Genomic DNA, 24,010 nt, shown 5'->3' on the forward strand with positions numbered 1-24,010 from the left:
GCACGGGTCAGCGCGGCGCCCTGCGGGGCGCCGGTCGGTCGTGCGCACGCTGAGTACAGGATAAGGCACCATGCTGTATGGGTTTTCACAGGTAATACTCCAGGGGGCGCTCGTCACCCTTGAGCTGGCGCTCAGCGCTGTTGTCCTCTCGGTGGCGATTGGTCTGGTCGGCGCAGGGGCCAAGCTCTCACGCAACCGTCCGCTGGCGCTGATTTTCGAAGCGTACACCACGCTGATTCGAGGCGTGCCCGATCTGGTGCTGATGCTGCTGATTTTCTACGGCCTGCAGATCGCGCTCAACAGCGTGACCGACGCGCTGGGGTTCAGCCAGTTTGATATCGACCCGATGGTCGCAGGCATTATCACGCTCGGTTTTATCTATGGCGCTTATTTTACTGAAACCTTCCGTGGGGCGTTTCTCGCCGTGCCGCGAGGCCATATCGAGGCGGCGACCGCGTTTGGCTTTACCGGCGCGCAAACCTTCCGCCGTATTCTGTTCCCGTCAATGATGCGCTTCGCGTTGCCGGGCATCGGCAATAACTGGCAGGTGATTTTAAAAGCCACCGCGCTGGTGTCGCTGCTTGGGCTGGAAGATGTTGTCAAGGCGACGCAGCTTGCCGGCAAAAGCACCTGGCAGCCGTTTTACTTCGCGATCGTCTGCGGGCTGATTTATCTGGTGTTTACCACGCTCTCTAACGGCGTTCTGTTGCTGCTTGAGCGCCGCTATTCCGTCGGTGTGAAGAGGGCTGACCTGTGATTGAGATTATTCAGGAGTACTGGAAATCCCTGCTCTGGACCGACGGCTATCGCTTTACGGGCGTGGCGATTACGCTCTGGCTGCTTATCGCCTCGGTGGTGATGGGCGGCGTGCTGGCGCTGTTCCTGGCGATTGGCCGCGTGTCGGAAAATAAAGTGGTCTGGTTCCCCATCTGGCTCTTTACGTACGTGTTTCGCGGCACGCCGCTTTACGTGCAGCTGCTGGTGTTTTATTCCGGCATGTACACGCTGGAAGTGGTGAAAGGCACACAACTGCTGAATGAGTTTTTCCGCAGCGGGCTGAACTGCACCGTGCTGGCGCTGACGCTCAACACCTGCGCCTACACCACCGAGATTTTCGCGGGCGCCATTCGCGCGGTGCCGCATGGCGAGATTGAGGCGGCGCGCGCGTACGGCTTTTCGCGCTTTAAAATGTATCGCTGCATCATTCTGCCGTCGGCGCTGCGTATCGCGCTGCCCGCGTACAGCAACGAAGTGATCCTGATGCTGCACTCCACGGCGCTGGCGTTTACCGCCACCGTGCCCGATCTGCTGAAAATCGCCCGCGACATCAACTCCGCCACCTATCAGCCGTTTACGGCGTTCGGCATCGCGGCGGTGCTCTACCTGATTATCTCTTACGTGCTCATAAGCCTGTTCCGCAAGGCGGAAAAACGCTGGCTACGGCACCTGAAACCGGCTTCAACGCACTGAGTGGCTACGCATGTCTGAAAATAAATTAAACGTTACCGATCTGCACAAGCGCTACGGCGAACATGAAGTGCTCAAGGGCGTCTCGCTGAAGGCGAACGCCGGGGATGTGATTAGCATTATCGGCTCCTCCGGCTCCGGTAAAAGCACTTTCCTGCGCTGCATTAACTTTCTGGAAAAGCCGAGCGAAGGCACTATCGTGGTGAATAACCAGAACATCACGCTGGTGCGCGACAAAGACGGCCAGCTCAAGGTGGCGGATAAAAACCAGCTGCGCCTGTTGCGCACGCGCCTGACGATGGTGTTCCAGCATTTCAACCTGTGGAGCCATATGACGGTCCTGGAAAACGTCATGGAAGCGCCGGTTCAGGTGCTGGGCTTAAGCAAACAGGATGCGCGTGAACGGGCGGTGAAATACCTCGCCAAAGTCGGCATCGATGAGCGCGCGCAGGGGAAATATCCGGTGCATCTCTCCGGCGGCCAGCAGCAGCGTGTTTCCATTGCCCGCGCGCTGGCGATGGAGCCGGATGTGCTGCTGTTTGACGAGCCAACCTCCGCGCTCGACCCGGAGCTGGTGGGCGAAGTGCTGCGTATCATGCAAAAGCTCGCGGAAGAGGGCAAAACGATGGTGGTGGTGACGCACGAAATGGAATTTGCCCGTCACGTCTCGTCACACGTGATTTTCCTGCATCAGGGCAAAATCGAAGAAGAAGGGCCGCCGGACGCGCTCTTCAACAATCCGCAAAGCCCGCGCCTGCAACAGTTTCTGAAAGGATCGCTGAAGTAACCGCGACAGTCCTTCACACACCGGCAGGGAGGCCGGTTTACGCTCACGCCTCTGTTAACACCAGCCCCATCTCATCCGCCAGCCGGTAAATCTCAATCAGAGCGCCCTCCAGCAGCGGCAAGCTCTCATTGAGTGTGAGCGGCACAGCGGAGAGGCGATCGCCAAACAGCATCAGCGCTTTGCCGCCGTGCTGGCGCGACGGCCAGCTGATGCCATGCAGATGCGGATTCGCGTTATAGATAGCGGCAGCCCACTGGCGGGTCTGCGGGTAGCGCAGCGGCGAACTGGCAGTGAGCGCCGCCTGGGTAACGCCCCAGCGGCGCAGAAGCGTCGGGGTAAGGCTTACCAGCGACAGCGTGCCGCGCGGCGTTAACGTGCTGATGCAGAGCCCCGCAGCCTTGCGGAGATCGAAGCTGACGCCAAGCGAGCCCGTCGGCACGTCGTGAAACAGCGACTCCATAATCGCGACCTCCGCCCCCACGCCGCCATAGAGCGTGGGAATAGCGCTGCCGTCGGCGCGTCGCAGCGGGCTGAAGCGCGCATTGCCAATGCCAGGGTTAAAGGCATCGCCCGCGAACTGGTCACTGTGGACGCGAATTATCCGCTTCCCTGCGGGCCATACCGTGACGCGCGGCACCTGCATATCGGCAGGCGGCGCAGGCAGGCGTTCTTCCGTGATATCAACCATGCACCGGCCCCTGCGCCTCCACGTCGGCGGCGTCCAGCACCGCCTGCGGATCGATCTTCAGCCGGTCTTTGGGCTTGTCGCCTCCAAGCCAGGCGTTGGGCGAGTGGAACCAGAGCGCGATGGCCCAGGGCGTCTTCTCACGAAACCGCGCCAGAATAGGTTTTAGCGACGGCAGCGGCTGGCCGCCTTCATCAAACGCCCAGGCGGGGTAGCGGTCCTTGCCGTTTACTGGCAGGGCGAAAACTTTGCCCGCCTGCTTCCAGCGGTTCGCCGTCGCGCTCGGGTTCTTCAGCGCGGCGCCCGCGGCCATGCTGACTTCGCCTGCGGAGAGCCAGCGGCCTTCTTCAAGCACGGTCTGTCGCAATGCGTCGAGCCGCTCGCGGTTACGGGCCTGTAGCGGCGCTATCTCAGCCGCGCCCTGACCGGCGCGCTTCATCTGCGACACCGCCGTGACGGCGCTGACGATAGCCAGCCGGATATCATTATCCAGCGTCTCTTCGTCAACCTCGTCCGGCAATTTCAGCATCAGATAGCGCCCGGCGTCTTCGCCCGGAATATCGGAAAGCTGAATGCGCCCCCACGGCGCGGGTGATTCCTGAAGGGATGTCACCAGATGCCCGACATCGACAAACTCGACGCTGACCTCCGGCGGGTACTCTTTTAGCCTGGCGTGGCGTGTACGGGAAACCATAGCGCCCTCGTGATATAAATGATATTCGTGATATTGATTATAACGTGACCAGAAAGGGAAATGCCAGTGGGGAGTGGCGCGGCGTGAGGAAACATTCTGCGGGCAGCCTGCCTGCCCGCAAAAGGCGCTTAACGCGCCCGGCTGACGATGTCCTTTAACGCCTCTTCTAAATCGAACCAGCGAAAGCCGAAGCCAGATTCTTCAAGGCGTTTGGGTAGCGCGCGCTGGCCTCCCAGCACCAGCACGGCGGATTCGCCCATCAGCAGACGCACGGCGGTCGCGGGCGCGCGCATAAAAGCCGGACGCCGCAGCGCGTGGCCCAGCGTGTGGGCGAAACGCTCGTTGCGCGCCGGGTAGGGCGACACCATATTAAACGGCCCGCGCAGGTCGTTATCCAGCAGCCAGATAATGGCATTCACCATGTCGTCAATATGGATCCAGGCGAGATACTGGCGGCCATTGCCTACAGGCCCGCCCAGCCCGAAGCGAAACAGCGGCAGCAGTTTGCCCATCATGCCGCCATCGGGCGCCAGCACCGCGCCGGTACGCAGCAGGCACACGCGCGTGCGCTCGCTTTGCGCGCCTTCGGCTATCTGCTCCCAGCGGGCGCACAGTTTATGGGTAAATTCGCTGTGCGGCGGCTCATCTTCGTTCACCACCACCTCGCCGAGATCGCCGTAATAACCCACGGCGGAGCCGGAAAGAAACACCGCGGGCGGTTTACTGCCCGCCGCCATCAGCGCCACCAGCTGTTGGGTTATCTGCCAGCGGCTCTGGCACAGACGCTCTTTCTGCGTTGCCGTCCAGCGTTTGTCGGCGATGGGCTCGCCCGCCAGGTTGATGACCGCGTCGAAAGCGTCAAGGTTGCTGAAGATATCCAGCCCCGGTGCAAGCACCACGCCAGCGTCGAGGCGCGCGCGGGCGTGGTCCGGATTGCGGGTGACGACCGTGACATGATGGCCCAGCGCCAGCAGGCGCGACGTTAACGTGCGGCCAATCAGACCGGTGCCGCCGGTTACCAGTATTTGCATAAGTGCCTCCTGCGTGCGTTGAGCGCCGCCAGCTTAAGGGGATGACTACCGAACCGGCAAGCGCAGCGCGTGAAGTTTGTCGGTTTCTCCTTCAGCATAGGCGACCCGGCGGCGAACGCCCGGGACGCTGGGCGCATCCTTACTTTATTTTTCCTGTAAAGAGAAGCGCTTATTTCCCACGCGCAGGGTAGCAGCGCATCAGCTCAGAGCGTGCTGGCAAGCTGATAAGCGCGTTCGGTCGCCGGACGGTTTTTGATGCGCTCATACCAGTTACTGACCGCCGGGAAGTTATCAAGATCGATACGCTGGCGCTCATGGGAGACCACCCAGGGATAGGTGGCGATATCCGCGATGCTGTAGCGCTCGCCACCCAGCCACGGACATTTTTCCAGACGCTTATTGAGTACGCCGTAGAGGCGCTGGGTTTCCACCTGATAGCGCTCAATAGCGTACGGCACCGCCTGCGGCGCAAAGTGGTTGAAGTGATGATTCTGGCCGAGCATCGGCCCGAAACCGGCAACCTGCCAGAAGAGCCACTGCAATGTAATCTGACGCTCGCGCAGTTCGCCGCTCAGGAGCTTGCCGCTCTTTTCCGCGAGGTAGAGCAGAATCGCGCCCGACTCAAACAGGCTCAGCGGCGCGCCCCCGTCGACGGGGGCATGGTCAATAATGGCCGGGATTTTATTGTTCGGGGAGATGGCGAGAAACTCTGGCTTAAACTGCTCGCCCTTGCTGATGTCAACGCGGTGGAGGCGATACTCCAGTCCGGCCTCTTCAAGAAACAGCGTGACTTTATGGCCGTTAGGCGTCGGGGCGTAGTAGAGATCCAGCATGACAGCGTCCTTTATGAGGGGGTCGGCGTGCTCAAAGTATAGGCGGTTTGCTGCAGAATGCGGCGAGCCCCGATTTTCGGCAGCATGACAGAAAAGGGATTTCGGTATAGTTTTAGCTATCCTCCATCAGAGATGAGAATGACGATGTCCCAGCCCGCTATTACGCTTTGGTCAGATGCCCAGTTTTTTAGCCCTTACGTCATGTCCGTCTGGGTGGCGTTGCAGGAAAAAGGGTTACAGTTTCAGTTGCAAACCCGTGATTTATCACGCGGCGAACACCATCAGGCAGACTGGCAGGGGTTCGCCTTAACGCGCCGGGTACCGGTGCTGGTGATTGACGATGTCGTGCTAAGCGAATCCTCAGCGATTACGGAGTATCTGGAAGAGCGTTTCGCGCCGCCGGTCTGGGAGCGGCTCTATCCGCATGACATCGAAAAACGCGCCCGCGCCCGCCAGGTGCAGGCGTGGCTGCGAAGCGATCTGGGCGCGCTCAGGGCCGAACGTCCGACCGATGTGATTTTCGGCGGGGCTCGCTATGCGCCGCTGAGCGCTGATGGTCAGGCGGCGGCGGATAAGCTTATCGACTGCGCGCAGGCGCTGCTGACGCACGGACAGCAAAATCTGTTTGGTGAATGGTCGCTTGCGGATACCGATCTGGCTCTTATGATTAACCGCCTGGTGATGCATGGCGACCCGGTGCCGGAGACGCTGGCGGAGTATGCGACGTTCCAGTGGCAGCGCGCCTCGGTGCAGCGTTATATCGCACTTTCTGCCAGGCGTTCGGGCTGATAAGCCTTGCGCGATCCGTTATCATGCGTGCACCACAATTTTCATTCGGAAGGTGAGTAATGAAGCTGATGTTCGCTTCGGATATTCACGGCTCGCTGCCCGCCACAGAGCTTCTGCTGGCGCGCTTTGCGGACAGCGACGCCCGCTGGCTGGTTTTGCTGGGTGATTTCTTAAATCACGGGCCGCGCAACCCGCTGCCAGAGGGCTATAACCCTGGCGAAGTGGCGAAACGGCTCAATACGGTGGCTGACCGCATTATCGCGGTGCGCGGCAACTGCGACAGCGAAGTCGATCAGATGCTGCTGGAATTCCCAATAACCGCCCCCTGGCAGCAGGTCTTGCTGGCGAAACAGCGGCTCTTTTTGACGCACGGTCATCTTTACAGCCCGGAAAATCTACCGCCGCTGGCCGCAGGCGACGTGCTGGTCTATGGTCATACGCATATTCCCGTCGCGGCGCGCAAAGGCGAGCACATTCACTTTAATCCCGGCTCCGTCAGCATGCCAAAAGGCGGCTATCCGGCGAGCTATGGGTTCCTTGGCGGCGACACGCTGAGCGTAATAACCCTCGAGACCTCGCAGGTTATTGCACAGACAACGATTTCCCCTTAATTTACCGAACAACCAGAACGCGCCGTAAGAGCGCTTATTGAAGAAGGTTTCCTGATGGTGGAGCAAAATCATTTGGCAGGCATGGAGTGGGTGGACATTGTCAGCGAAGACAATGAAGTGATTGCGCAGTCCAGTCGGGCGCAGATGCGCGCCGAGCGCCTGCGTCATCGCGCGACCTACATCGTGGTGCATGATGGCATGGGCAAAATTCTGGTGCAGCGCCGTACCGATATCAAAGACTTTATGCCGGGTATGCTCGACGCCACCGCAGGCGGCGTGGTGCAGGCGGGCGAAGCGCTGCTGGAGAGCGCGCGTCGCGAGGCGGAAGAGGAGCTTGGCATCGCGGGCGTACCTTTCGCCGAGCACGGCCAGTTTTATTTCGAGGATGAACACTGCCGCGTCTGGGGCGGGCTGTTCAGCTGCGTCTCTCACGGTCCATTCGCGCTACAGGAGAGCGAAATCAGCGAAGTGTGCTGGATGGAGCCTGAGGAGATCACCGCGCGCTGCGATGAGTTCACTCCGGATACGTTAAAAGCGCTGTCGCTGTGGCTGAGCCGTAACGCAGGCCAGGAGAGCAGCAAAGAGAGAGAGCAGGAAGAGAAAAACACCACGCTCAGCTAACGGCGTAGCCCCGCGACGTTCAGTCACGTGCGCGGGGCGGCCTGGTTCATTCAGCTTTTCAGGCGCAGCAGCCGCTGTCGCAAAGCGCCCGCCATAATGTATCAAACCCTACAGCTTTAAATTCAGCGGAACGCGCCGGTTCGCGTGTGGCGAAATCCATCGTCGTCTGCGCCAGCGCGAAGAAGATCTCATCGCCGAAGGCGCGGAACTCTGGTGAGCGAAATACCGGCGAAATACACTTCTCGCAGAGTTCGTGCAGCTCCGGGTAGATATCCGTCACGCGTTTTTCGCTCTCCTCGGTAATGCGGCTGCTGACTTCCAGCTTGCGCACCGCCAGATTGGCCGCAGGCCTGGTCAGGCCCCAGTCGATAAAGCTGTTCCAGACGTGACGGGTGTTTTCTTTGTGATCGCCATTGATATCCAGCTTGCCTATCATCGAACGACAGAAGTCCTGTTTCAGGTGCACATAGAGCGCGTTGTACAGTTCGTCCTTCGAGGCGAAATAGCGAAACAGTGTGCCTTCAGCCACGCCTGCCTTGCGGGCTATTAGCGCGGTGGACGCGCCAAGGCCGGCCTCGGCGATAGCGTCGGTGGCGGCTTCCAGAATCGCCATTTTTTTATCTTCACTGCGGGGACGCGCCACGGGCTTTTCTCTCCTGTCAAAAGGGCAGATTGAATCACGACTCGCCGATCCGCTGCAAGGCCCCGGATCACACGGCAAAAACGGGGTTGACGAATCAACGCGCATTCCTATAATGAGTGTTTACTCACTCATTATCAAGTTTCGCCGGCCAGTTTTTCACTGCGCCGCATGCCGGTCTCTTGCGCCGGGAAAATGAGCGGGGCGCTTACGCGAACCGGGCTTCAGGGCAGGCGAACGCCTGAAATATCATTGCTATCACCACGACTGGAGGGATTCTATGGAACTTCCCGCTCAGGTTATTGAAACGCTGACTGACTGGATTGATGACAACCTTCACAAGCCATTGCGCATAGACGATATCGCGCGTCACGCGGGCTATTCCAAATGGCATCTGCAACGGCTGTTCCATCACCATAAAGGGGAGAGTATCGGGCGCTATATTCGCGAGAAAAAGCTGCGGCTGGCGGCGCAGGACTTGCGTGCCACCAACGACCGCGTACTGGATATTTCCATGAAATACGGTTTCGACTCGCAGCAAACCTTTACCCGGCTTTTTACCCGTAAGTTTCAGATGTCGCCGGGCACCTGGCGCAAACAGGGCGGGACGCCAGTAAACCATTGCTGAGCCGCGGTTTGCATAGCGCAAGAAATTCCCCGACAATGCGCTTTTGAACAGACCGAAAGCCTCTCATGAAGCATCCTCTTGAAACGCTAATCACCGCTGGCGGCATCCTGCTGCTGGCGTTTCTCTCCTGCCTGCTGCTGCCGGCCCCGAGACTTACGCTGACCCTGGCCCAGAGCCTGATGACGAGATTTCATCTGGTGGATCTTAACCAGCTTTATACCATTATTTTCTGCATCTGGTTTTTACTGCTCGGCACGGTGGGGTATTACGTGATTCGCTTTGTGTGGCGGCGCTGGTTTTCGCTGGAGCGCTAAGAAGCGGGGCGTTTAAACCATAAAAAAGGCCGCATCGCGCGGCCTTTTGCTTATCAGCGGTGAATTACTGCTGGGTCGCCTGAATCGCGGTCAGGGCGATGGTGTAGACGATATCGTCAACCAGCGCGCCACGGGACAGGTCGTTAACCGGTTTGCGCATACCCTGCAGCATCGGCCCGATGGAGATCAGGTCGGCAGAGCGCTGTACCGCTTTGTACGTGGTGTTGCCGGTGTTCAGATCCGGGAAGATGAACACGGTGGCGCGGCCAGCAACCGGGGAGTTCGGCGCTTTGGATTTCGCGACGTCAGCCATGACCGCAGCGTCGTACTGCAGCGGGCCGTCGATCACCAGATCCGGGCGTTTTTCCTGCGCCAGTTTGGTCGCTTCACGCACTTTTTCCACGTCGCTGCCCGCACCGGAGTTGCCGGTGGAGTAGGAGAGCATCGCTACGCGCGGCTCAATACCGAAAGCGGCTGCGGAATCGGCGGACTGAATCGCGATTTCGGCCAGCTGTTCAGCGGTCGGATCCGGGTTGATCGCGCAGTCGCCGTAAACGTAAACCTGTTCAGGCAGCAGCATGAAGAACACGGAGGACACCAGCGAGCTGTTCGGCGCGGTTTTGATGATTTGCAGCGGCGGACGAATGGTGTTGGCGGTGGTGTGAACCGCGCCGGAAACCAGACCGTCGACTTCGTCCTGCTCCAGCATCAGCGTGCCGAGCACCACGTTGTCTTCCAGCTGCTCGCGGGCGACCGCTTCGGTCATGCCTTTGTTTTTACGCAGCTCAACCAGACGCGCTACGTAGCTCTCACGCACCACTTCCGGGTCGACGATTTCAATGCCTGCGCCCAGCTCTACGCCCTGGGCTGCCGCAACGCGTGCAATCTCATCCGGGTTGCCCAGCAGTACGCAGGTCGCGATGCCGCGCTCGGCGCAGATTGCTGCCGCTTTGACGGTACGCGGCTCGTCGCCTTCCGGCAACACGACGCGTTTGCCTGCTTTGCGCGCAAGCTCGGTCAGCTGGTAGCGGAACGCCGGCGGGGAGAGACGACGGCTGCGCTCGGAAGTGGCGGTCAGTGAGTCGATCCACTCCGCGCTGACGTGACTTGCCACATATTCCTGCACTTTTTCGATACGCTCGTGGTCGTCTGCCGGCACTTCAAGGTTGAAGCTCTGCAGGCTGAGCGAGGTCTGCCAGGTGTTGGTGTTGACCATAAATACCGGCAGGCCGGTGGCGAAAGCGCGCTCGCACAGCTTGTTGATGCGCTCGTCCATTTCATAACCGCCGGTCAGCAGGATAGCGCCTATCTCCACTCCGTTCATGGCGGCGAGGCAGGCGGCGACCAGCACATCCGGACGATCCGCGGAGGTCACCAGCAGGGAGCCCGGACGGAAGTGTTCCAGCATGTGCGGAATGCTGCGCGCGCAGAAGGTGACAGACTTCACGCGGCGGGTTTTGATATCGCCTTCGTTAACGATGGTTGCGTTCAGGTGGCGAGCCATATCGATAGCGCGGGTGGCAATCAGATCAAAGCTCCACGGCACCGCGCCCAGCACCGGGAGCGGGCTGACAGTTTGCAGATGCTGCGCGTCGATGTTGACGACTTTCGCTTTGGTGGAGTCGTCGAAAATCTCGGAGAGATCCGGGCGCGTACGGCCCTGTTCATCAACCGGCGCGTTCAGCTTGTTGACGATAACGCCAGTGATATTGGCGTTTTTGCTACCGCCGAAGCTGCTGCGGGTCAGCTCGATACGCTCTTTCAGCTGCTCCGGCGTGTCGGTGCCCTGAGACATTACAAACACGATTTCCGCGTTCAGAGTCTTGGCGATTTCATAGTTCAGCGACTGGGCGAACTGATGCTTGCGGGTCGGCACCAGGCCTTCCACCAGCACCACTTCGGCGTCTTTGGTGTTTTCATGGAAGCGAGCAATGATCTCTTCCATCAGCACGTCTTTCTGGTTGCTGGAGAGCAGCGACTCGACGTGGCTCATGCGCAGCGGCTCGGCCGCCGGCAGGTTGGTGTTGGCACGTACGATAGTCGTAGTCTGATCCGGAGTATCGCCGCCGGCGCGCGGTTGGGCGATAGGTTTGAAGACGCTCAGACGAACGCCTTTACGTTCCATAGCGCGGATCACGCCGAGGCTGACGCTGGTCAGGCCGACGCTGGTTCCGGTTGGAATAAGCATAATAATACGGGACACGGTTTATCCTCTTTTTGTTGCAGCCAGCCGCGCGGCTGGCACCACATAAAACAACACCGCCAGCGCAGGCTGGCGGTGAGGGATCAGGCGGTCAGGCGGCAGGCGTCCTGCGCGATAACCAGTTCTTCGTTGGTCGGAATGACCATCGCGAGGGTGGTGCCTTCTTTGTTGATGAAGCCGGATTTGCCGAAACGCGCGGCCAGGTTGCGCTCGTGGTCAACCTCGAAGCCCAGCACGCCCAGCTTGCCGAGGGAGAGTTCGCGAACCATCGCGGCGTTCTCGCCGATGCCGCCCGTAAAGACGACCGCATCCAGACGACCTTCCATCAGCGCGGTGTAGGAGCCGATGTATTTGGCCAGACGGTGGCAGTACACGTCCATTGCACGCTTCGCATCTTCTTTGGTTGCGTAGTTGTCTTCAACATAACGGCAGTCGCTGGTGACTTCAGTCAGACCCAGCAGGCCCGATTCTTTGGTTAGCAGCTTGTTGATGTCATCAACGCTCATGCCCAGAGCATCGTGCAGGTGGAAGACGATGGCGGGGTCGATGTCGCCGGAGCGGGTGCCCATTACCAGACCTTCCAGCGGGGTGAGACCCATAGAGGTGTCAACGCATTTGCCGTTGCGGATTGCGGAAACAGAACCGCCGTTGCCCAGGTGGCACGTGATGATGTTCACTTCGTCCACCGGCTTGTTCAGCATTTTTGCGGCTTCCTGCGTCACATAGAAGTGGCTGGTGCCGTGCGCGCCGTAGCGACGAATGCCGTGTTCTTTATACAGTTTGTACGGCAGGGCGTAGAGGTAAGACTCTTCCGGCATGGTCTGGTGGAACGCGGTGTCGAACACGGCCACGTTTTTATCTGCCAGGTTCGGGAAGGATTTCAGCGCTTCAGCGATACCGATCAGGTGGGCCGGGTTATGCAGCGGCGCAAAAGAGGCGGAATCTTTGATGCCCTGAATAACAGACTCATCAATGACTACGGAACTGGTATACTTCTCGCCACCATGCACGATACGATGACCAATCGCGGTCAGTTGGGCAGACAGCTCCGGTTTTTGTGCCAGAATAGTATTAACGATGAAGTTCAGCGCTTCGCTGTGAGCCGCACCGGCGCCAAGCGCCGCTTCTTGTTTGCCGCCGTCCATTTTCCATTTGATACGCGCTTCAGGAAGATGGAAACATTCGGCCAGACCGGACAGGTACTCGTCACCGTTGAGAGCATCGATGATGGCAAATTTCAGTGAGGAGCTACCGCAGTTGAGAACCAGTACTAACTTACTCGACATGGAAGTACCTATTAGTGATACGTGGCTAAAAAAACGTCAGTGAGTCTCTCAGCGTAGCGTAAGATGACGCCGACATTTATGATTAACGTCATAGCGAAGGGAGATTCTGCTGTGACGAAGAAATAAACAGAGTTTACGCCATTCTGCGCAAATTTCCGGCGCGAATGACGGCCTTAAAGATTTGACAGCGCGGGCTTTGCCTTCTACGCCATCGCAGGCGGGCACAGGATAACTGATTGCAGCTGGCATTGACAAAATATTTTGAACGTTGTCATAGAGAGTTGTTATCTTGCAGAAAAATTTTATTTTTTATTAATGAAGTTGAGGTAAGGCCATGTCGACACCTGAAAATCGCCCCGTGAGCTTTTTTAGCCTGTTTCGTCGTGGGCAACACTATGCGAAGACCTGGCCGATTGATAAGCGCCTGGCTCCGGTCTTTGTCGAAAACCGGGTGATCCGCGCCACGCGCTTCGCTATCCGTGTGATGCCGCCCGTCGCCGTGTTTACCCTGTGCTGGCAAATTGCGCTCGGCGGCCAGCTTGGGCCTGCCGTCGCCACTGCGCTGTTCGCGCTGAGTATGCCGATGCAGGGCCTGTGGTGGCTTGGCAAGCGCTCCGTCACGCCGCTGCCGCCAGGCACGTTGAGCTGGTTTTATGAAGTGCGCACCAAATTACAGGAGGCGGGGCAGGCGCTGGCACCCGTTGAAGGCAAGCCCGATTACCAGGCGCTGGCTGACACCCTGAAACGTGCGTTTAAGCAACTTGATAAAACTTTTCTTGATGACTTGTAATTGATCAAAAGACGTATGGGCAAAAGAAGGCAGAGTAGGGAACAGTATCCCACTTTGATCGGGCTTCGCCTGTAACAGGAGCACACCATGGAAATGACCCATGCCCAGCGTCTTATTCTCTCCAACCAGTACAAAATGATGACCCTGCTCGATCCGGACAATGGCGAGCGCTACCGCCGCCTGCAAACCATCATCGAGCGCGGCTACGGTTTACAGATGCGCGAACTCGACCGCGATTTCGGCGAGCTGAGCGAAGAGACCTGCCGCACCGTTATCGACATCATGGAGATGTATCACGCCCTCCAGGTCTCCAGAGCCAACATGAAAGACAACCACACGATTGATGAACGTCGCGTGACGTTTCTGGGCTTTGATGCCGCTACCGAAGCGCGTTTCCTCGGCTACGTGCGGTTCCTGGTCAACACGGAAGGGCGCTATACCCATTTCGACGCCGGCACGCACGGCTTCAACGCGCAAACCCCGATGTGGGAAAAATACCTGCGGATGCTGAAAGTGTGGCAGGCCTGCCCGCGCCAGTACCACCTGTGCGCCAACGAAATTATGCAGATTATTAACGCCTGACGGGAGAAGGCTGTGGAATGTAAAGGGTTTTTGTTCGATCTGGACGGTACGCTGGTGGACTCTCTGCCTGCGGTAGAGCGCGCCTGGTGCCACTGGGCGGATCGCTTCGGCATCGCGCACGACGAGGTGCTGGGCTTTATTCATGGCAAACAGGCGATCACCTCGCTGCGCCATTTTATGGACGGGCACAGCGAAGACGAGATCATAGCAGAGTTTCGCCGCCTGGAGCAGATTGAGGCCAGCGATACCGAGGGCATCGTCGCGCTGCCGGGCGCGCTCGCGCTCCTTAATTACCTGAACGACGCCCGCATTCCCTGGGCCATTGTCACCTCCGGCTCCATGCCGGTCGCCTCTGCGCGTCGGAGCGCAACGGGCCTGCCGGAGCCAGAAGTATTTGTTACCGCAGAGCGCGTAAAGCGCGGCAAACCGGAGCCGGACGCCTATCTGCTCGGCGCTGAATTGCTGGGCCTGGCGCCTCATGAATGTGCGGTTGTGGAAGATGCCCCGGCAGGTATTCTTTCAGGCCTGGCGGCGGGCTGTCCGGTGATTGCCGCTAACCCGCCTGCCAACACGCCGCGTCTTGACGAGGCGGCGCTGGTCGTCAAAACCCTTAACGAACTGGCGCTGGAAAAAGGCGCTGACGGCTGGGTGCGCGTAACGCAAAAGCCGTAACGACGCCCCCGTTTCTGGCGCGACGGCGCCACCTTTCTGATACGGCGGGTTTCCCGCCGTTTTCATTGGCGAAGCCGTGATAACAACAAAAGGATACGTTGTGAATGGTGAATTAATCTGGGTGTTGACCCTGCTTGGCGTGGCGGTGCTGCTGTTCGCCACCGGGAAAATCCGCATGGATGCCGTAGCGCTTTTGGTCATTGTCGCGTTTATCCTGAGCGGCACATTGACCATTAATGAAGCCTTTGCGGGCTTCAGCGATCCGAACGTGATTCTTATCGCCGCGCTGTTCGTTATCGGCGACGGTCTGGTGCGCACCGGGGTGGCCACCAGGATGGGCGCCTGGCTGGTGCAGATGGCGGGCAGCAGCGAAACCCGGATGCTGGTGCTGTTAATGTTAACGGTCGCCGGTCTTGGCGCGTTTATGAGTTCCACCGGCGTGGTGGCGATATTTATTCCCGTCGTGATAAGCGTCTGCGCGCGGATGAAAATCGCGCCGTCGCGCCTGATGATGCCGTTAAGCTTCGCCGGTCTTATCAGCGGCATGATGACGCTGGTGGCGACGCCGCCCAATCTGGTCGTCAACAGCGAGCTGCTGCGCGAAGGGCACGCCGGGTTTGGTTTTTTCAGCGTGACGCCCGTGGGGCTCGCCATTCTGGCGCTGGGCATTGTCTATATGCTGCTGGTGCGCTTTATGCTGGGCTCAGGCGAGGGCCGCGACAAACCGCAGGCCTGGAGCCGTCGCACGTTTCGTGATTTTATCCGCGATTATCACCTTACCGGCCGCGCGCGCCGTCTGGCGATCCGCCCCGGCTCGCCCCTTATCGGCCACCGGCTGGATGATTTACAACTGCGCGAGCATTACGGCGCCAACGTGATTGGCGTTGAACGCTGGCGCCGCTTTCGCCGCGTGATTGTGGATGTTAACGGCGTGACGGAGTTTCGCGCGCGGGATGTCCTGCTGATAGACATGTCCGCCTCAGATATGGATTTGCGCCAGTTTTGCAGCGAGCAGCAGCTGGAGCCGATGATCCTGCGCGGCGACTATTTTTCCGATCAGGCGTTAGATGTGGGCATGGCGGAGCTGTCGCTGACGCCGGAAGGCGAGATGGTGGGGAAAACGGTGCGCGAAATACATTTTCGCAGCCGCTACGGGCTCAATGTCGTCGGCATCAAACGTGAGGGCAAAGCGCTGCCAGGGGCGGTGGTGAACGAGCCATTACAGCTTGGCGATCTGCTGCTGGTGGTAGGGCCCTGGAAGCTTATCAGCCAGCTCGGGCAGAAGTGTCGCGACGTAGTGGTGCTGAATCTGCCGGTAGAGGAGAGCGACGCGTCGCCCGCCCACAGCCAGGCGCCGCACGCGATTTTCTGCCTCGCGCTGATGGTGGCGATGATGCTGACCGACGAGATCCCAAACCCGGTCGCTGCGATTATCGCCTGTCTGCTGATGGGAAAATTTCGCTGTATCAACCCGGACAGTGCCTGGAAAGCGATCCACTGGCCGAGCATTATTCTTATCGTCGGTATGATGCCCTTTGCGCAGGCATTACAGAAAACCGGTGGGGTTGCGCTTATCGTTGACGGGCTGATGCGCGTCAGCGGCGGTTATGGCCCCTATGTGATGCTGGGCTGTCTGTTTGTGATGTGCGCCGCGATCGGTCTGTTCATTTCCAATACCGCGACGGCGGTGCTGATGGCGCCCATCGCGCTGGCCGCCGCCAATACGATGGGCGTGTCGCCGTACCCTTTCGCGATGGGCGTAGCGATGGCGGCATCGGCCGCGTTTATGACGCCAGTGTCGTCGCCCGTAAACACTCTGGTGCTTGGGCCGGGGAATTACCGCTTCAGCGATTTTGTCAAAACCGGCGTGCCGTTTACGCTTATCGTGATGGTGGTCTGCGTGCTCTTAATTCCGGTACTCTTCCCGTTCTGACGCGTCAGAGCGGGGAGTCCTGACTGATTTCATCTAATGACAGATGAAAGCTTGGGACAAACACCTGCATGAAATAATCCATCTCTGCGCTGTGCCGCTGCGCCAGCGTTTTCTCAAGGCGGCTTTTGGCGAGCAGAAATTCATTGTTGCCCGCCGAAAGTTCCTCCAGGCATTTCAGGTAGGCGCACAGGGCGTCCGCCTGCTTAACCAGCGACTTCTCATCCTCGGTATAGTGGTGCTCATCAAGCAGCGGCGCGAAGATGTCCTGTAACTCTTCCGGCACCATTTCAATCAGCTTCTGCTGGGCGATTTTCTCGATAGCTTTATATTCATGGGCTATCTGGGAATTGAAATATTTCACTGGTGTCGGCAGATCGCCCGTTAACACTTCGCTGGCATCGTGGTACATCGCCAGCAGCGCAATACGCTCTGGATTAACTTTGCCCTGAAATTTACGGTTTTTGATCGCGGCAAGTGCATGGGCGACCATCGCCACCTGCAGACTATGTTCAGACACATTTTCAGTGCGCACATTGCGCATTAATGGCCAGCGATTAATTAACTTCAGTCGGGAAAGGTAGGCGAAAAAATGACTCTGACTCATAAAGATCCCTTGTCTGTGACTGCGACAAAAAACCATTGTGAGGGGAGAGGGGGGAAGATGCAAATCTCCCCCCGCAAGGATTACTGATGATAGCCGGAAAGAAAGCGGCCCAGCTTGTTAATGGCGAGATCGAGCTCATCAATACGTGGCAGAGTCACGATACGAACGTGATCCGGCCACGGCCAGTTAAAGGCGGTGCCCTGAACCAGCAGCACTTTTTCCTGGAGCAGGAAATCCAGCACCATTTTCTGATCGTCGTGAATGTTAAACCGCTTTGCGTCAATTTTCGGGAACATATAGAGGGCGCCGCGCGGTTTTACACAGCTCACGCCCGGGATCTCGTTAATCAGTTCCCAGGCGCGGTTGCGCTGCTCATAGAGCCGACCGCCGGGCACGATAAACTCGCTAATGCTCTGGTAGCCGCCGAGCGCTGTCTGAATGGCGTGCTGCGCCGGCACATTGGCGCACAGACGCATTGAGGCGAGCATCTCCAGCCCTTCGATATAGCCTTTCGCGTGTTTTTTCGGCCCGTTCAATACCATCCAGCCCTGACGGAAACCCGCGACGCGGTAAGTTTTGGAAAGGCCATTGAACGTGACGGTAAGAAGATCGGGTGCCAGCGCCGCGATCGAGTGATGCTCGGCGTCGTCATAGAGGATCTTGTCGTAAATTTCGTCGGCAAAGATTATCAGATTATGCTGGCGCGCTATCTCAACGATATCCAGCAGCAGTTCTTTTGAATAGACCGCGCCGGTCGGGTTGTTCGGATTGATGATAACAATCCCGCGGGTGCGCGGAGTGATTTTAGCGCGGATATCGTCAAGATCCGGGAACCAGTCGGAGGACTCGTCGCACAGATAATGCACCGCTTTGCCGCCGGAGAGGGACACCGCTGCCGTCCAGAGCGGGTAGTCGGGCGCAGGAACCAGCATTTCGTCGCCCGTGTTCAGCAGCGCCTGCATCGCCTGCACGATAAGCTCCGAGACGCCGTTGCCGATATAGATATCTTCTACCGTGACGTCGCGCATGTCGCGCGCCTGGTAGTGCTGCATGATAGCTTTACGCGCCGTGTAAAGCCCTTTGGAGTCACAATAGCCCTGCGCGGTAGGCAGGTTGCGGATAACGTCCACCAGAATTTCATCGGGGGCGTCAAAACCAAACGGGGCCGGATTGCCGATATTCAGCTTAAGAACTTTTTGGCCTTCTTCTTCAATGCGTTTGGCCTCTTTAAGCACCGGGCCGCGGATGTCGTAACAGACATTGTCGAGCTTGCTGGATTTTTCTATGGGCGACATAACGTCAGAACCTTACTTGTTTTGCGCTTCCTGCCATGGAAGCCGATGGCGGACAATTTACTCCTCCCGTCCGCGCTTTTAAAGCCTCGTGGGCAAGAGAGTGGTAACCCTGCCTTTCCCGGTCTCTAGTGTTATGTTTCTTATAAATGATTTTGGTTTTTATAAAATATTGTAAAATGAAGTGAGGTGTGTTTTTTGTGCTGGTATAAGTTTTGGCTATGGTTGATGTCACCACAGGCGCGAATGCGCAATCTTAGCCAGTTAATTAATTCAGCCGCTATCAATTTTGCTCGCCAAAATAGAGACGCTTTATCTACACTGCTGATGATAAAAAAGCGGGGTTGATAACGTAGCTTGTAACGAGCTTGTTATATGAACAGCGCGAGAAATAATGAATTATTAAATAATATTAATTATTGGTTTTGCCGATGTCTGTAATAGAGTTACGAAAATTTAGAATCCCCCAGGCATGTATAAGTAAAATCGTATTGAGTCTTAAAAAAAGAACAGATTTGCGATATTATAAGCCCCCTGGCGCAAGACGTTTCGCCAGCGCAGCCTGGCCGGAAAGCGCCTCCCCGGCAAGTGGTTGTTTCTATAGTCATTCAGGACACAAGTCAGGCATAGTTATATACTCTTCTTTTTCTTTTGTCAGAGTATGTTAAGGTCGCAGAGCCGTTACTTTTCGCCTTAGCCAACGTAGCCAGATTTTTAATTCAAATCACGGGTTCAATGTGCAAAATATTTGACGTTAAGGCACAGCGGCAGCAGAAAAAAACGCCCTTTTACTGTTTTAATAACCAGGGGTTTGAATTAGAAAAGCGCATGGCGGTCTTCCGACGCGGGTTGTGTTAGCCCGGAAGCATGCTTCAAAAGGAATTGCTTTCTTTCCTTTACACATAGCAACAGACGGTATCCGCCGCGTGCGGTTACCTGAAAGTGATAACAATATGATTAACGCAAATCGTCCGATCTTAAACCTCGACCTCGATCTGCTGAGAACGTTTGTCGCAGTCGCCGATCTGAATACGTTTGCCGCCGCGGCAGCAGCGGTATGCCGTACGCAATCGGCCGTCAGCCAGCAGATGCAGCGCCTGGAGCAGCTGGTCGGTAAAGAGCTGTTTGCCCGTCATGGGCGTAATAAGCTGTTAACCGAACATGGCATCCAGTTGCTGGGTTACGCACGAAAAATTTTGCGCTTCAACGATGAAGCATGCACTTCGCTAATGTATAGCAACCTGCAGGGCGTCCTGACCATTGGCGCTTCTGACGAATCGGCGGATACCATCCTGCCGTATCTTCTCAATCGTATCAGCTCGGTCTATCCGAAACTGGCGATTGATGTGCGTGTTAAACGCAATCCGTACATTATTGAAATGCTCAATCAGCAGGAGATAGACCTGGTCGTCACCACGCATCAGCCAGAGAATCTGGATTCACTGGTGCTACGCACGTCGCCTACGCTGTGGTATTGCGCGGCGGATTATACGCTGCATAAAAATGAAGCGGTGCCGCTGGTGGTTCTGGATGAGCCGAGCCCGTATCGTGACGTGATTATCGAGCAGCTCAACGCGGCAAATGTGCCGTGGCGTATCTCTTACGTCGCATCCACATTGCCTGCGGTGCGCGCCGCCGTGAAAGCGGGGCTTGGCATTACCGCGCGCCCGGTGGAGATGATGAGCCCGGAACTGCGCGTACTGGGCACTTCAGACGGCCTGCCTGCGCTGCCGGAAACGCAGTACATGTTGTGTCGCAACACCAGCAGCAAGAACGACATGGCGGAGATTATCTTCCAGGCCATGGAGAGCCACTATCAACCGTGGCGCTATACTGCGACGCTTGAAGGCGGTGATGATACGCTGCTGGTGCAGGGCGATCTGGAATAATATTTGCTGCAAATGTTTCATTGATGTTAATAAAGCCTCTGATGATCGTAAGGTTATCAGAGGCTTTTTTTATACATTTCTGTAGGCTAAGTGCCTGTTATTAACTAAAATTGAAACTGTATTTCACCGCTTTTTCACCCTCTTTCAAGCCATTCCATACGCTTTTCACCAGCAGAAAATTTCACTTTTGATGTTAAAAAGTGAGCAATTTTGTTGCTGTTTTTTCTGGTCAATTAACAAAAGCGTGTCGCAGATCAAGAAAATACTCCCGACGAGGGGGAGGAATAGTTGAGATTTCCTGCCAAAATAAGGGGTGTTTATGTCCCCTCACTGTTAACGGACACGATTCACCCGCCGGGCTCCGTGGTCTGATACGCGGCTCACAGGACGCTAAAAGCATCAAATGTTAATGGGCTTGGGGAGATGTAAACTAATGTTAGGTTTCTTTTGTTAAAGTTGACAAAAGGTTATAGAAAGGAGTAAAAAACCCCATCAATTTGCTGCCTAAGTAATAATTCCGGCAGTTATTGTACGGTTGATTGTTCCTCCCCTTGAATCGATGTGGCGTTCATCTGCCAGCAAGAGCAGAGGCTTTAGCGCCACTTTTGATGAGTAAGCAATGAGTATGTCAACATCCACTGAAGTTATCGCTCATCACTGGGCGTTCGGTATCTTTCTTATTGTTGCCATTGGCCTGTGTTGTCTGATGCTGGTCGGCGCCTGGTTCCTCGGCGGTCGCGCCCGCGCCAGGTACAAAAACACCCCGTTCGAATCGGGGATCGACTCGGTTGGCACCGCCCGCTTACGACTTTCCGCGAAGTTCTATCTGGTAGCGATGTTTTTCGTCATCTTCGACGTCGAAGCCCTCTATCTCTTCGCCTGGTCAACATCAGTCCGTGAAGTCGGCTGGCTCGGCTTTATCGAGGCCGCAATTTTCATTTTAGTGCTACTGGCTGGTCTGGTTTATCTGGTGCGCATCGGCGCGCTGGAGTGGACGCCTTCGCGTTCCCGTCGCGAGCGTGTGAACACCGAAGAAGCTGGCAGTCTCACTAATCGTCATACGCAGTAACAGCGAGGCAATAAGATGGACTATACGCTCACCCGCATAGATCCCGACGGTGAGAATGACCGTTACCCCCTGCAAAAACAGGAGATTGTGACTGATCCTCTGGAACAGCATGTACACCGCAGCGTCTACATGGGCAAGCTCGAACATGCCCTGCATGACATGGTGAACTGGGGGCGTAAAAACTCCCTTTGGCCTTATAACTTTGGCCTTTCCTGCTGCTACGTGGAAATGGTGACGTCGTTCACCGCCGTCCATGACGTTGCGCGTTTTGGCGCGGAAGTACTCCGTGCTTCCCCGCGTCAGGCCGATTTCATGGTGGTCGCCGGTACGCCGTTTACCAAAATGGCACCGGTTATCCAGCGTTTGTATGATCAGATGCTGGAACCAAAATGGGTCATTTCCATGGGCGCGTGTGCGAACTCCGGCGGTATGTACGATATTTATTCCGTCGTGCAGGGCGTGGATAAATTCCTGCCCGTGGATGTTTACATCCCAGGCTGCCCGCCGCGCCCGGAAGCGTACATGCAGGCATTGATGCTGCTGCAGGAGTCGATTGGCAAAGAGCGCCGTCCGCTGTCATGGGTGGTTGGCGATCAGGGCGTTTATCGCGCCAACATGCAGTCAGAGCGTGAGCGTAAACGCGGCGAACGTATCGCAGTCACCAACCTGCGTACACCGGACGAAATTTAATTTGCGCCTGCGGGGGGTCGCTTCTCACGTATACCAATAAACGACAGCGAGAAGCCGCCGCCCGACAGTCATCACAGACCATTGGCAATGGTGAACAATATGACCGATTTAACTGCGCAAGACGCCATTTTGCCTGTGTGGCAAACCAGGGATCACCTCGACGACCCGGTTATTGGCGAATTGCGTAACCGTTTTGGGCCGGATGCCTTTACTGTTCAGGCCACCCGTACCGGTATGCCGGTAGTCTGGGTCAAGCGTGAACAATTACTGGAAGTTGGCGAATTTTTACGAAAGCTGCCTAAACCCTACGTCATGCTGTATGACCTGCATGGCATGGATGAGCGCCTTCGCACCCACCGCAACGGTTTACCGGCTGCGGATTTTTCCGTTTTCTACCACCTGCTTTCCATCGATCGCAACCGCGACATCATGCTGAAAGTGGCGCTCACGGAAAACGATCTCCACGTGCCGAGCTTTACCCGCCTTTTCCCGAACGCCAACTGGTATGAGCGTGAAACCTGGGAAATGTTTGGTATTACCTTTACCGGCCACCCGAACCTGCGCCGCATCATGATGCCGCCGACCTGGGAAGGGCACCCGCTGCGTAAAGACTACCCGGCGCGCGCGACCGAATTCGATCCGTTTACGCTCACTAAGCAGAAAGAAGAGCTGGAAATGGAAGCGCTGACCTTCAAGCCTGAAGAGTGGGGCATGAAGCGCGGCAACGACACTGAAGATTTCATGTTCCTGAACCTCGGCCCGAACCACCCTTCGGCGCACGGTGCGTTCCGTATCATCCTGCAACTGGACGGCGAAGAGATCGTCGACTGTGTGCCGGATATCGGTTACCACCACCGTGGTGCAGAGAAAATGGGCGAGCGTCAGTCCTGGCACAGCTACATTCCGTATACCGACCGCGTCGAATACCTGGGCGGCTGCGTGAACGAAATGCCATACGTACTGGCCGTGGAAAAACTGGCGGGGATTCAGGTGCCGGAGCGCGTGGAAGTGATTCGCGTCATGCTCTCTGAGCTGTTCCGCATCAACAGCCATCTGCTCTATATTTCTACCTTTATTCAGGACGTCGGCGCCATGACGCCGGTCTTCTTCGCCTTTACCGATCGTCAGAAAATCTACGATCTGGTGGAAGCGATTACCGGCTTCCGTATGCACCCGGCCTGGTTCCGTATTGGCGGCGTCGCGCACGACCTGCCGCGCGGCTGGGATCGCCTGCTGAAAGAGTTTCTTGAGTGGATGCCAAAGCGTCTCGACTCTTACGTTAAAGCAGCGCTGAAAAACACTATCCTGAAAGGCCGTTCTCAGGGTGTGGCGGCTTATGACGCCAAAGAAGCGCTGGCATGGGGCACCACCGGCGCCGGCCTTCGCGCCACCGGTATCGATTTCGACGTGCGTAAAGCGCGCCCGTATTCCGGCTACCAGAACTTCGAGTTCGAGGTGCCAGTCGGCGGCGGCATCAGCGACTGTTACACCCGCGTGATGCTAAAAGTCGAAGAAGTGCGCCAGTCGCTGCGTATTCTTGAGCAGTGTCTGAAAAACATGCCGGAAGGCCCGTTCAAGGCGGATCACCCGCTCACCACGCCGCCGCCGAAAGAGCGCACGCTGCAACATATCGAAACCCTGATTACCCACTTCCTGCAGGTTTCCTGGGGCCCGGTTATGCCGGCCAACGAATCCCTGCAGATGATTGAGGCAACCAAGGGGATTAACAGTTACTACCTGACCAGCGACGGCAGCACCATGAGCTACCGTACCCGTATCCGTACGCCGAGTTTCCCGCATCTTCAGCAGATTCCTTCGGTGATCCGCGGCAGCCTGGTTTCCGACCTGATTGTCTATCTGGGTAGTATCGATTTTGTAATGTCTGATGTGGATCGCTAAC

25 protein-coding genes are annotated in these 24,010 nt (G+C 57.0%); 16 read left to right on the forward strand and 9 right to left on the reverse strand.

Features of this window, described 5'->3' with window-relative positions:
- The first annotated feature begins 70 nt into the window (after positions 1-70).
- The 3 genes from AFK63_RS04490 to hisP are packed head-to-tail and all read left to right on the forward strand — an operon-like array spanning position 71 to position 2,254.
- A complete protein-coding gene (locus tag AFK63_RS04490) occupies positions 71-757 on the forward strand; it encodes a histidine ABC transporter permease HisQ (RefSeq protein WP_038861537.1) in 687 nt (228 codons plus the stop codon).
- Positions 754-1,470 carry an ABC transporter permease gene (locus AFK63_RS04495; protein WP_038861539.1) on the forward strand — a complete coding sequence of 239 codons (717 nt, stop codon included), beginning with the start codon at positions 754-756 and terminating at the stop codon, positions 1,468-1,470. Before AFK63_RS04490 ends, AFK63_RS04495 begins: the two co-directional genes overlap by 4 nt.
- Before the next feature lie 10 nt (positions 1,471-1,480).
- The gene (gene hisP / locus AFK63_RS04500; RefSeq protein WP_004386652.1) at positions 1,481-2,254 is read left to right on the forward strand and encodes a histidine ABC transporter ATP-binding protein HisP; all 774 of its coding nucleotides are present in this window, start codon (positions 1,481-1,483) and stop codon (positions 2,252-2,254) included.
- A gap of 43 nt (positions 2,255-2,297) precedes the next feature.
- Here hisP and AFK63_RS04505 read toward each other — a convergent pair whose 3' ends face one another.
- The 4 genes from AFK63_RS04505 to yfcG all read right to left on the reverse strand — a co-directional run bounded on the left by AFK63_RS04505 (position 2,298) and on the right by yfcG (position 5,497).
- Positions 2,298-2,942 (reverse strand): RES family NAD+ phosphorylase, encoded by a 645-nt coding sequence (locus tag AFK63_RS04505; protein WP_038861540.1) that lies wholly within the window; start codon positions 2,940-2,942, stop codon positions 2,298-2,300.
- Complete coding sequence (locus AFK63_RS04510) at positions 2,935-3,633, reverse strand: hypothetical protein (RefSeq protein WP_038861541.1); 699 nt, start codon at positions 3,631-3,633, stop codon at positions 2,935-2,937. Before AFK63_RS04510 ends, AFK63_RS04505 begins: the two co-directional genes overlap by 8 nt.
- A gap of 128 nt (positions 3,634-3,761) precedes the next feature.
- A complete protein-coding gene (locus AFK63_RS04515; RefSeq protein ID WP_038861542.1) occupies positions 3,762-4,664 on the reverse strand; it encodes a TIGR01777 family oxidoreductase in 903 nt (300 codons plus the stop codon).
- A gap of 203 nt (positions 4,665-4,867) precedes the next feature.
- Positions 4,868-5,497, reverse strand: coding sequence for a GSH-dependent disulfide bond oxidoreductase (gene yfcG / locus AFK63_RS04520; RefSeq protein WP_038861544.1), 630 nt, complete (start codon positions 5,495-5,497; stop codon positions 4,868-4,870).
- Between the two features lie 144 nt (positions 5,498-5,641).
- Here yfcG and yfcF point away from each other — a divergent pair, with 144 nt between their 5' ends.
- From yfcF to yfcD, 3 genes are read left to right on the forward strand one after another with little or no spacing between them, the layout of a single operon-like run.
- A complete protein-coding gene (gene yfcF, locus AFK63_RS04525; protein WP_038861546.1) occupies positions 5,642-6,286 on the forward strand; it encodes a glutathione transferase in 645 nt (214 codons plus the stop codon).
- A gap of 59 nt (positions 6,287-6,345) precedes the next feature.
- Positions 6,346-6,897 carry a phosphodiesterase gene (gene yfcE / locus AFK63_RS04530; RefSeq protein WP_038861550.1) on the forward strand — a complete coding sequence of 184 codons (552 nt, stop codon included), beginning with the start codon at positions 6,346-6,348 and terminating at the stop codon, positions 6,895-6,897.
- A 54-nt stretch (positions 6,898-6,951) separates the two neighbouring features.
- On the forward strand, positions 6,952-7,518 hold the full coding sequence (gene yfcD / locus AFK63_RS04535; RefSeq protein WP_038861552.1) for an NUDIX hydrolase YfcD: 567 nt from the start codon (positions 6,952-6,954) through the stop codon (positions 7,516-7,518).
- Between the two features lie 58 nt (positions 7,519-7,576).
- On the opposite strand, the gene AFK63_RS04540 is transcribed toward yfcD, so the two are convergent.
- Complete coding sequence (locus AFK63_RS04540; protein ID WP_038861553.1) at positions 7,577-8,161, reverse strand: TetR/AcrR family transcriptional regulator; 585 nt, start codon at positions 8,159-8,161, stop codon at positions 7,577-7,579.
- 277 nt (positions 8,162-8,438) lie between these two features.
- On the opposite strand from AFK63_RS04540, the gene AFK63_RS04545 reads away from it, so the two are divergent.
- Together AFK63_RS04545 and AFK63_RS04550 are read left to right on the forward strand one after the other, a co-directional pair.
- On the forward strand, positions 8,439-8,786 hold the full coding sequence (locus tag AFK63_RS04545) for a RamA family antibiotic efflux transcriptional regulator (protein ID WP_038861555.1): 348 nt from the start codon (positions 8,439-8,441) through the stop codon (positions 8,784-8,786).
- A gap of 65 nt (positions 8,787-8,851) precedes the next feature.
- Positions 8,852-9,100 carry a DUF1158 domain-containing protein gene (locus AFK63_RS04550; RefSeq protein ID WP_038861561.1) on the forward strand — a complete coding sequence of 83 codons (249 nt, stop codon included), beginning with the start codon at positions 8,852-8,854 and terminating at the stop codon, positions 9,098-9,100.
- A gap of 64 nt (positions 9,101-9,164) precedes the next feature.
- Here the strand turns inward: AFK63_RS04550 and pta are convergent, their stop codons facing one another.
- Together pta and ackA are read right to left on the reverse strand one after the other, a co-directional pair.
- On the reverse strand, positions 9,165-11,303 hold the full coding sequence (gene pta, locus AFK63_RS04555; protein WP_038861563.1) for a phosphate acetyltransferase: 2,139 nt from the start codon (positions 11,301-11,303) through the stop codon (positions 9,165-9,167).
- 83 nt (positions 11,304-11,386) lie between these two features.
- Entirely contained in the window at positions 11,387-12,589 is a 1,203-nt protein-coding gene (gene ackA / locus AFK63_RS04560; protein WP_038861566.1) for an acetate kinase, read from the reverse strand.
- Positions 12,590-12,923: 334 nt separating this feature from the next.
- On the opposite strand from ackA, the gene yfbV reads away from it, so the two are divergent.
- From yfbV to AFK63_RS04580, 4 genes are all read left to right on the forward strand, one after another.
- Positions 12,924-13,379, forward strand: a complete 456-nt coding sequence (gene yfbV, locus AFK63_RS04565) for a terminus macrodomain insulation protein YfbV (RefSeq protein ID WP_038861571.1) — start codon at positions 12,924-12,926, stop codon at positions 13,377-13,379.
- Between the two features lie 87 nt (positions 13,380-13,466).
- Entirely contained in the window at positions 13,467-13,961 is a 495-nt protein-coding gene (locus tag AFK63_RS04570; protein WP_038861573.1) for a YfbU family protein, read from the forward strand.
- Between the two features lie 12 nt (positions 13,962-13,973).
- Positions 13,974-14,633 carry a sugar phosphatase gene (locus AFK63_RS04575; protein ID WP_038861575.1) on the forward strand — a complete coding sequence of 220 codons (660 nt, stop codon included), beginning with the start codon at positions 13,974-13,976 and terminating at the stop codon, positions 14,631-14,633.
- A 100-nt stretch (positions 14,634-14,733) separates the two neighbouring features.
- On the forward strand, positions 14,734-16,566 hold the full coding sequence (locus tag AFK63_RS04580) for an SLC13 family permease (protein WP_038861576.1): 1,833 nt from the start codon (positions 14,734-14,736) through the stop codon (positions 16,564-16,566).
- Between the two features lie 4 nt (positions 16,567-16,570).
- Here AFK63_RS04580 and yfbR read toward each other — a convergent pair whose 3' ends face one another.
- The gene (yfbR, locus tag AFK63_RS04585; protein WP_038861578.1) at positions 16,571-17,170 is read right to left on the reverse strand and encodes a 5'-deoxynucleotidase; all 600 of its coding nucleotides are present in this window, start codon (positions 17,168-17,170) and stop codon (positions 16,571-16,573) included.
- A gap of 80 nt (positions 17,171-17,250) precedes the next feature.
- Positions 17,251-18,465: an alanine transaminase AlaA gene (gene alaA / locus AFK63_RS04590; protein ID WP_038861580.1), complete on the reverse strand. Its 1,215-nt coding sequence runs from the start codon at positions 18,463-18,465 to the stop codon at positions 17,251-17,253.
- 950 nt (positions 18,466-19,415) lie between these two features.
- Here alaA and lrhA point away from each other — a divergent pair.
- From lrhA to nuoC, 4 genes are all read left to right on the forward strand, one after another.
- On the forward strand, positions 19,416-20,351 hold the full coding sequence (lrhA, locus tag AFK63_RS04595) for a transcriptional regulator LrhA (protein ID WP_038861581.1): 936 nt from the start codon (positions 19,416-19,418) through the stop codon (positions 20,349-20,351).
- 619 nt (positions 20,352-20,970) lie between these two features.
- Positions 20,971-21,420 (forward strand): NADH-quinone oxidoreductase subunit NuoA, encoded by a 450-nt coding sequence (gene nuoA / locus AFK63_RS04600; RefSeq protein ID WP_007716026.1) that lies wholly within the window; start codon positions 20,971-20,973, stop codon positions 21,418-21,420.
- A gap of 15 nt (positions 21,421-21,435) precedes the next feature.
- The gene (locus AFK63_RS04605; protein ID WP_004388648.1) at positions 21,436-22,110 is read left to right on the forward strand and encodes a NuoB/complex I 20 kDa subunit family protein; all 675 of its coding nucleotides are present in this window, start codon (positions 21,436-21,438) and stop codon (positions 22,108-22,110) included.
- Positions 22,111-22,197: 87 nt separating this feature from the next.
- Positions 22,198-24,009, forward strand: coding sequence for an NADH-quinone oxidoreductase subunit C/D (gene nuoC / locus AFK63_RS04610; RefSeq protein ID WP_108695686.1), 1,812 nt, complete (start codon positions 22,198-22,200; stop codon positions 24,007-24,009).
- Position 24,010: the final 1 nt, after the last annotated feature.

The sequence above is a fragment of the Cronobacter muytjensii ATCC 51329 genome, from assembly GCF_001277195.1.
In the GTDB taxonomy this organism is placed as follows: Bacteria; Pseudomonadota; Gammaproteobacteria; order Enterobacterales; family Enterobacteriaceae; genus Cronobacter; species Cronobacter muytjensii.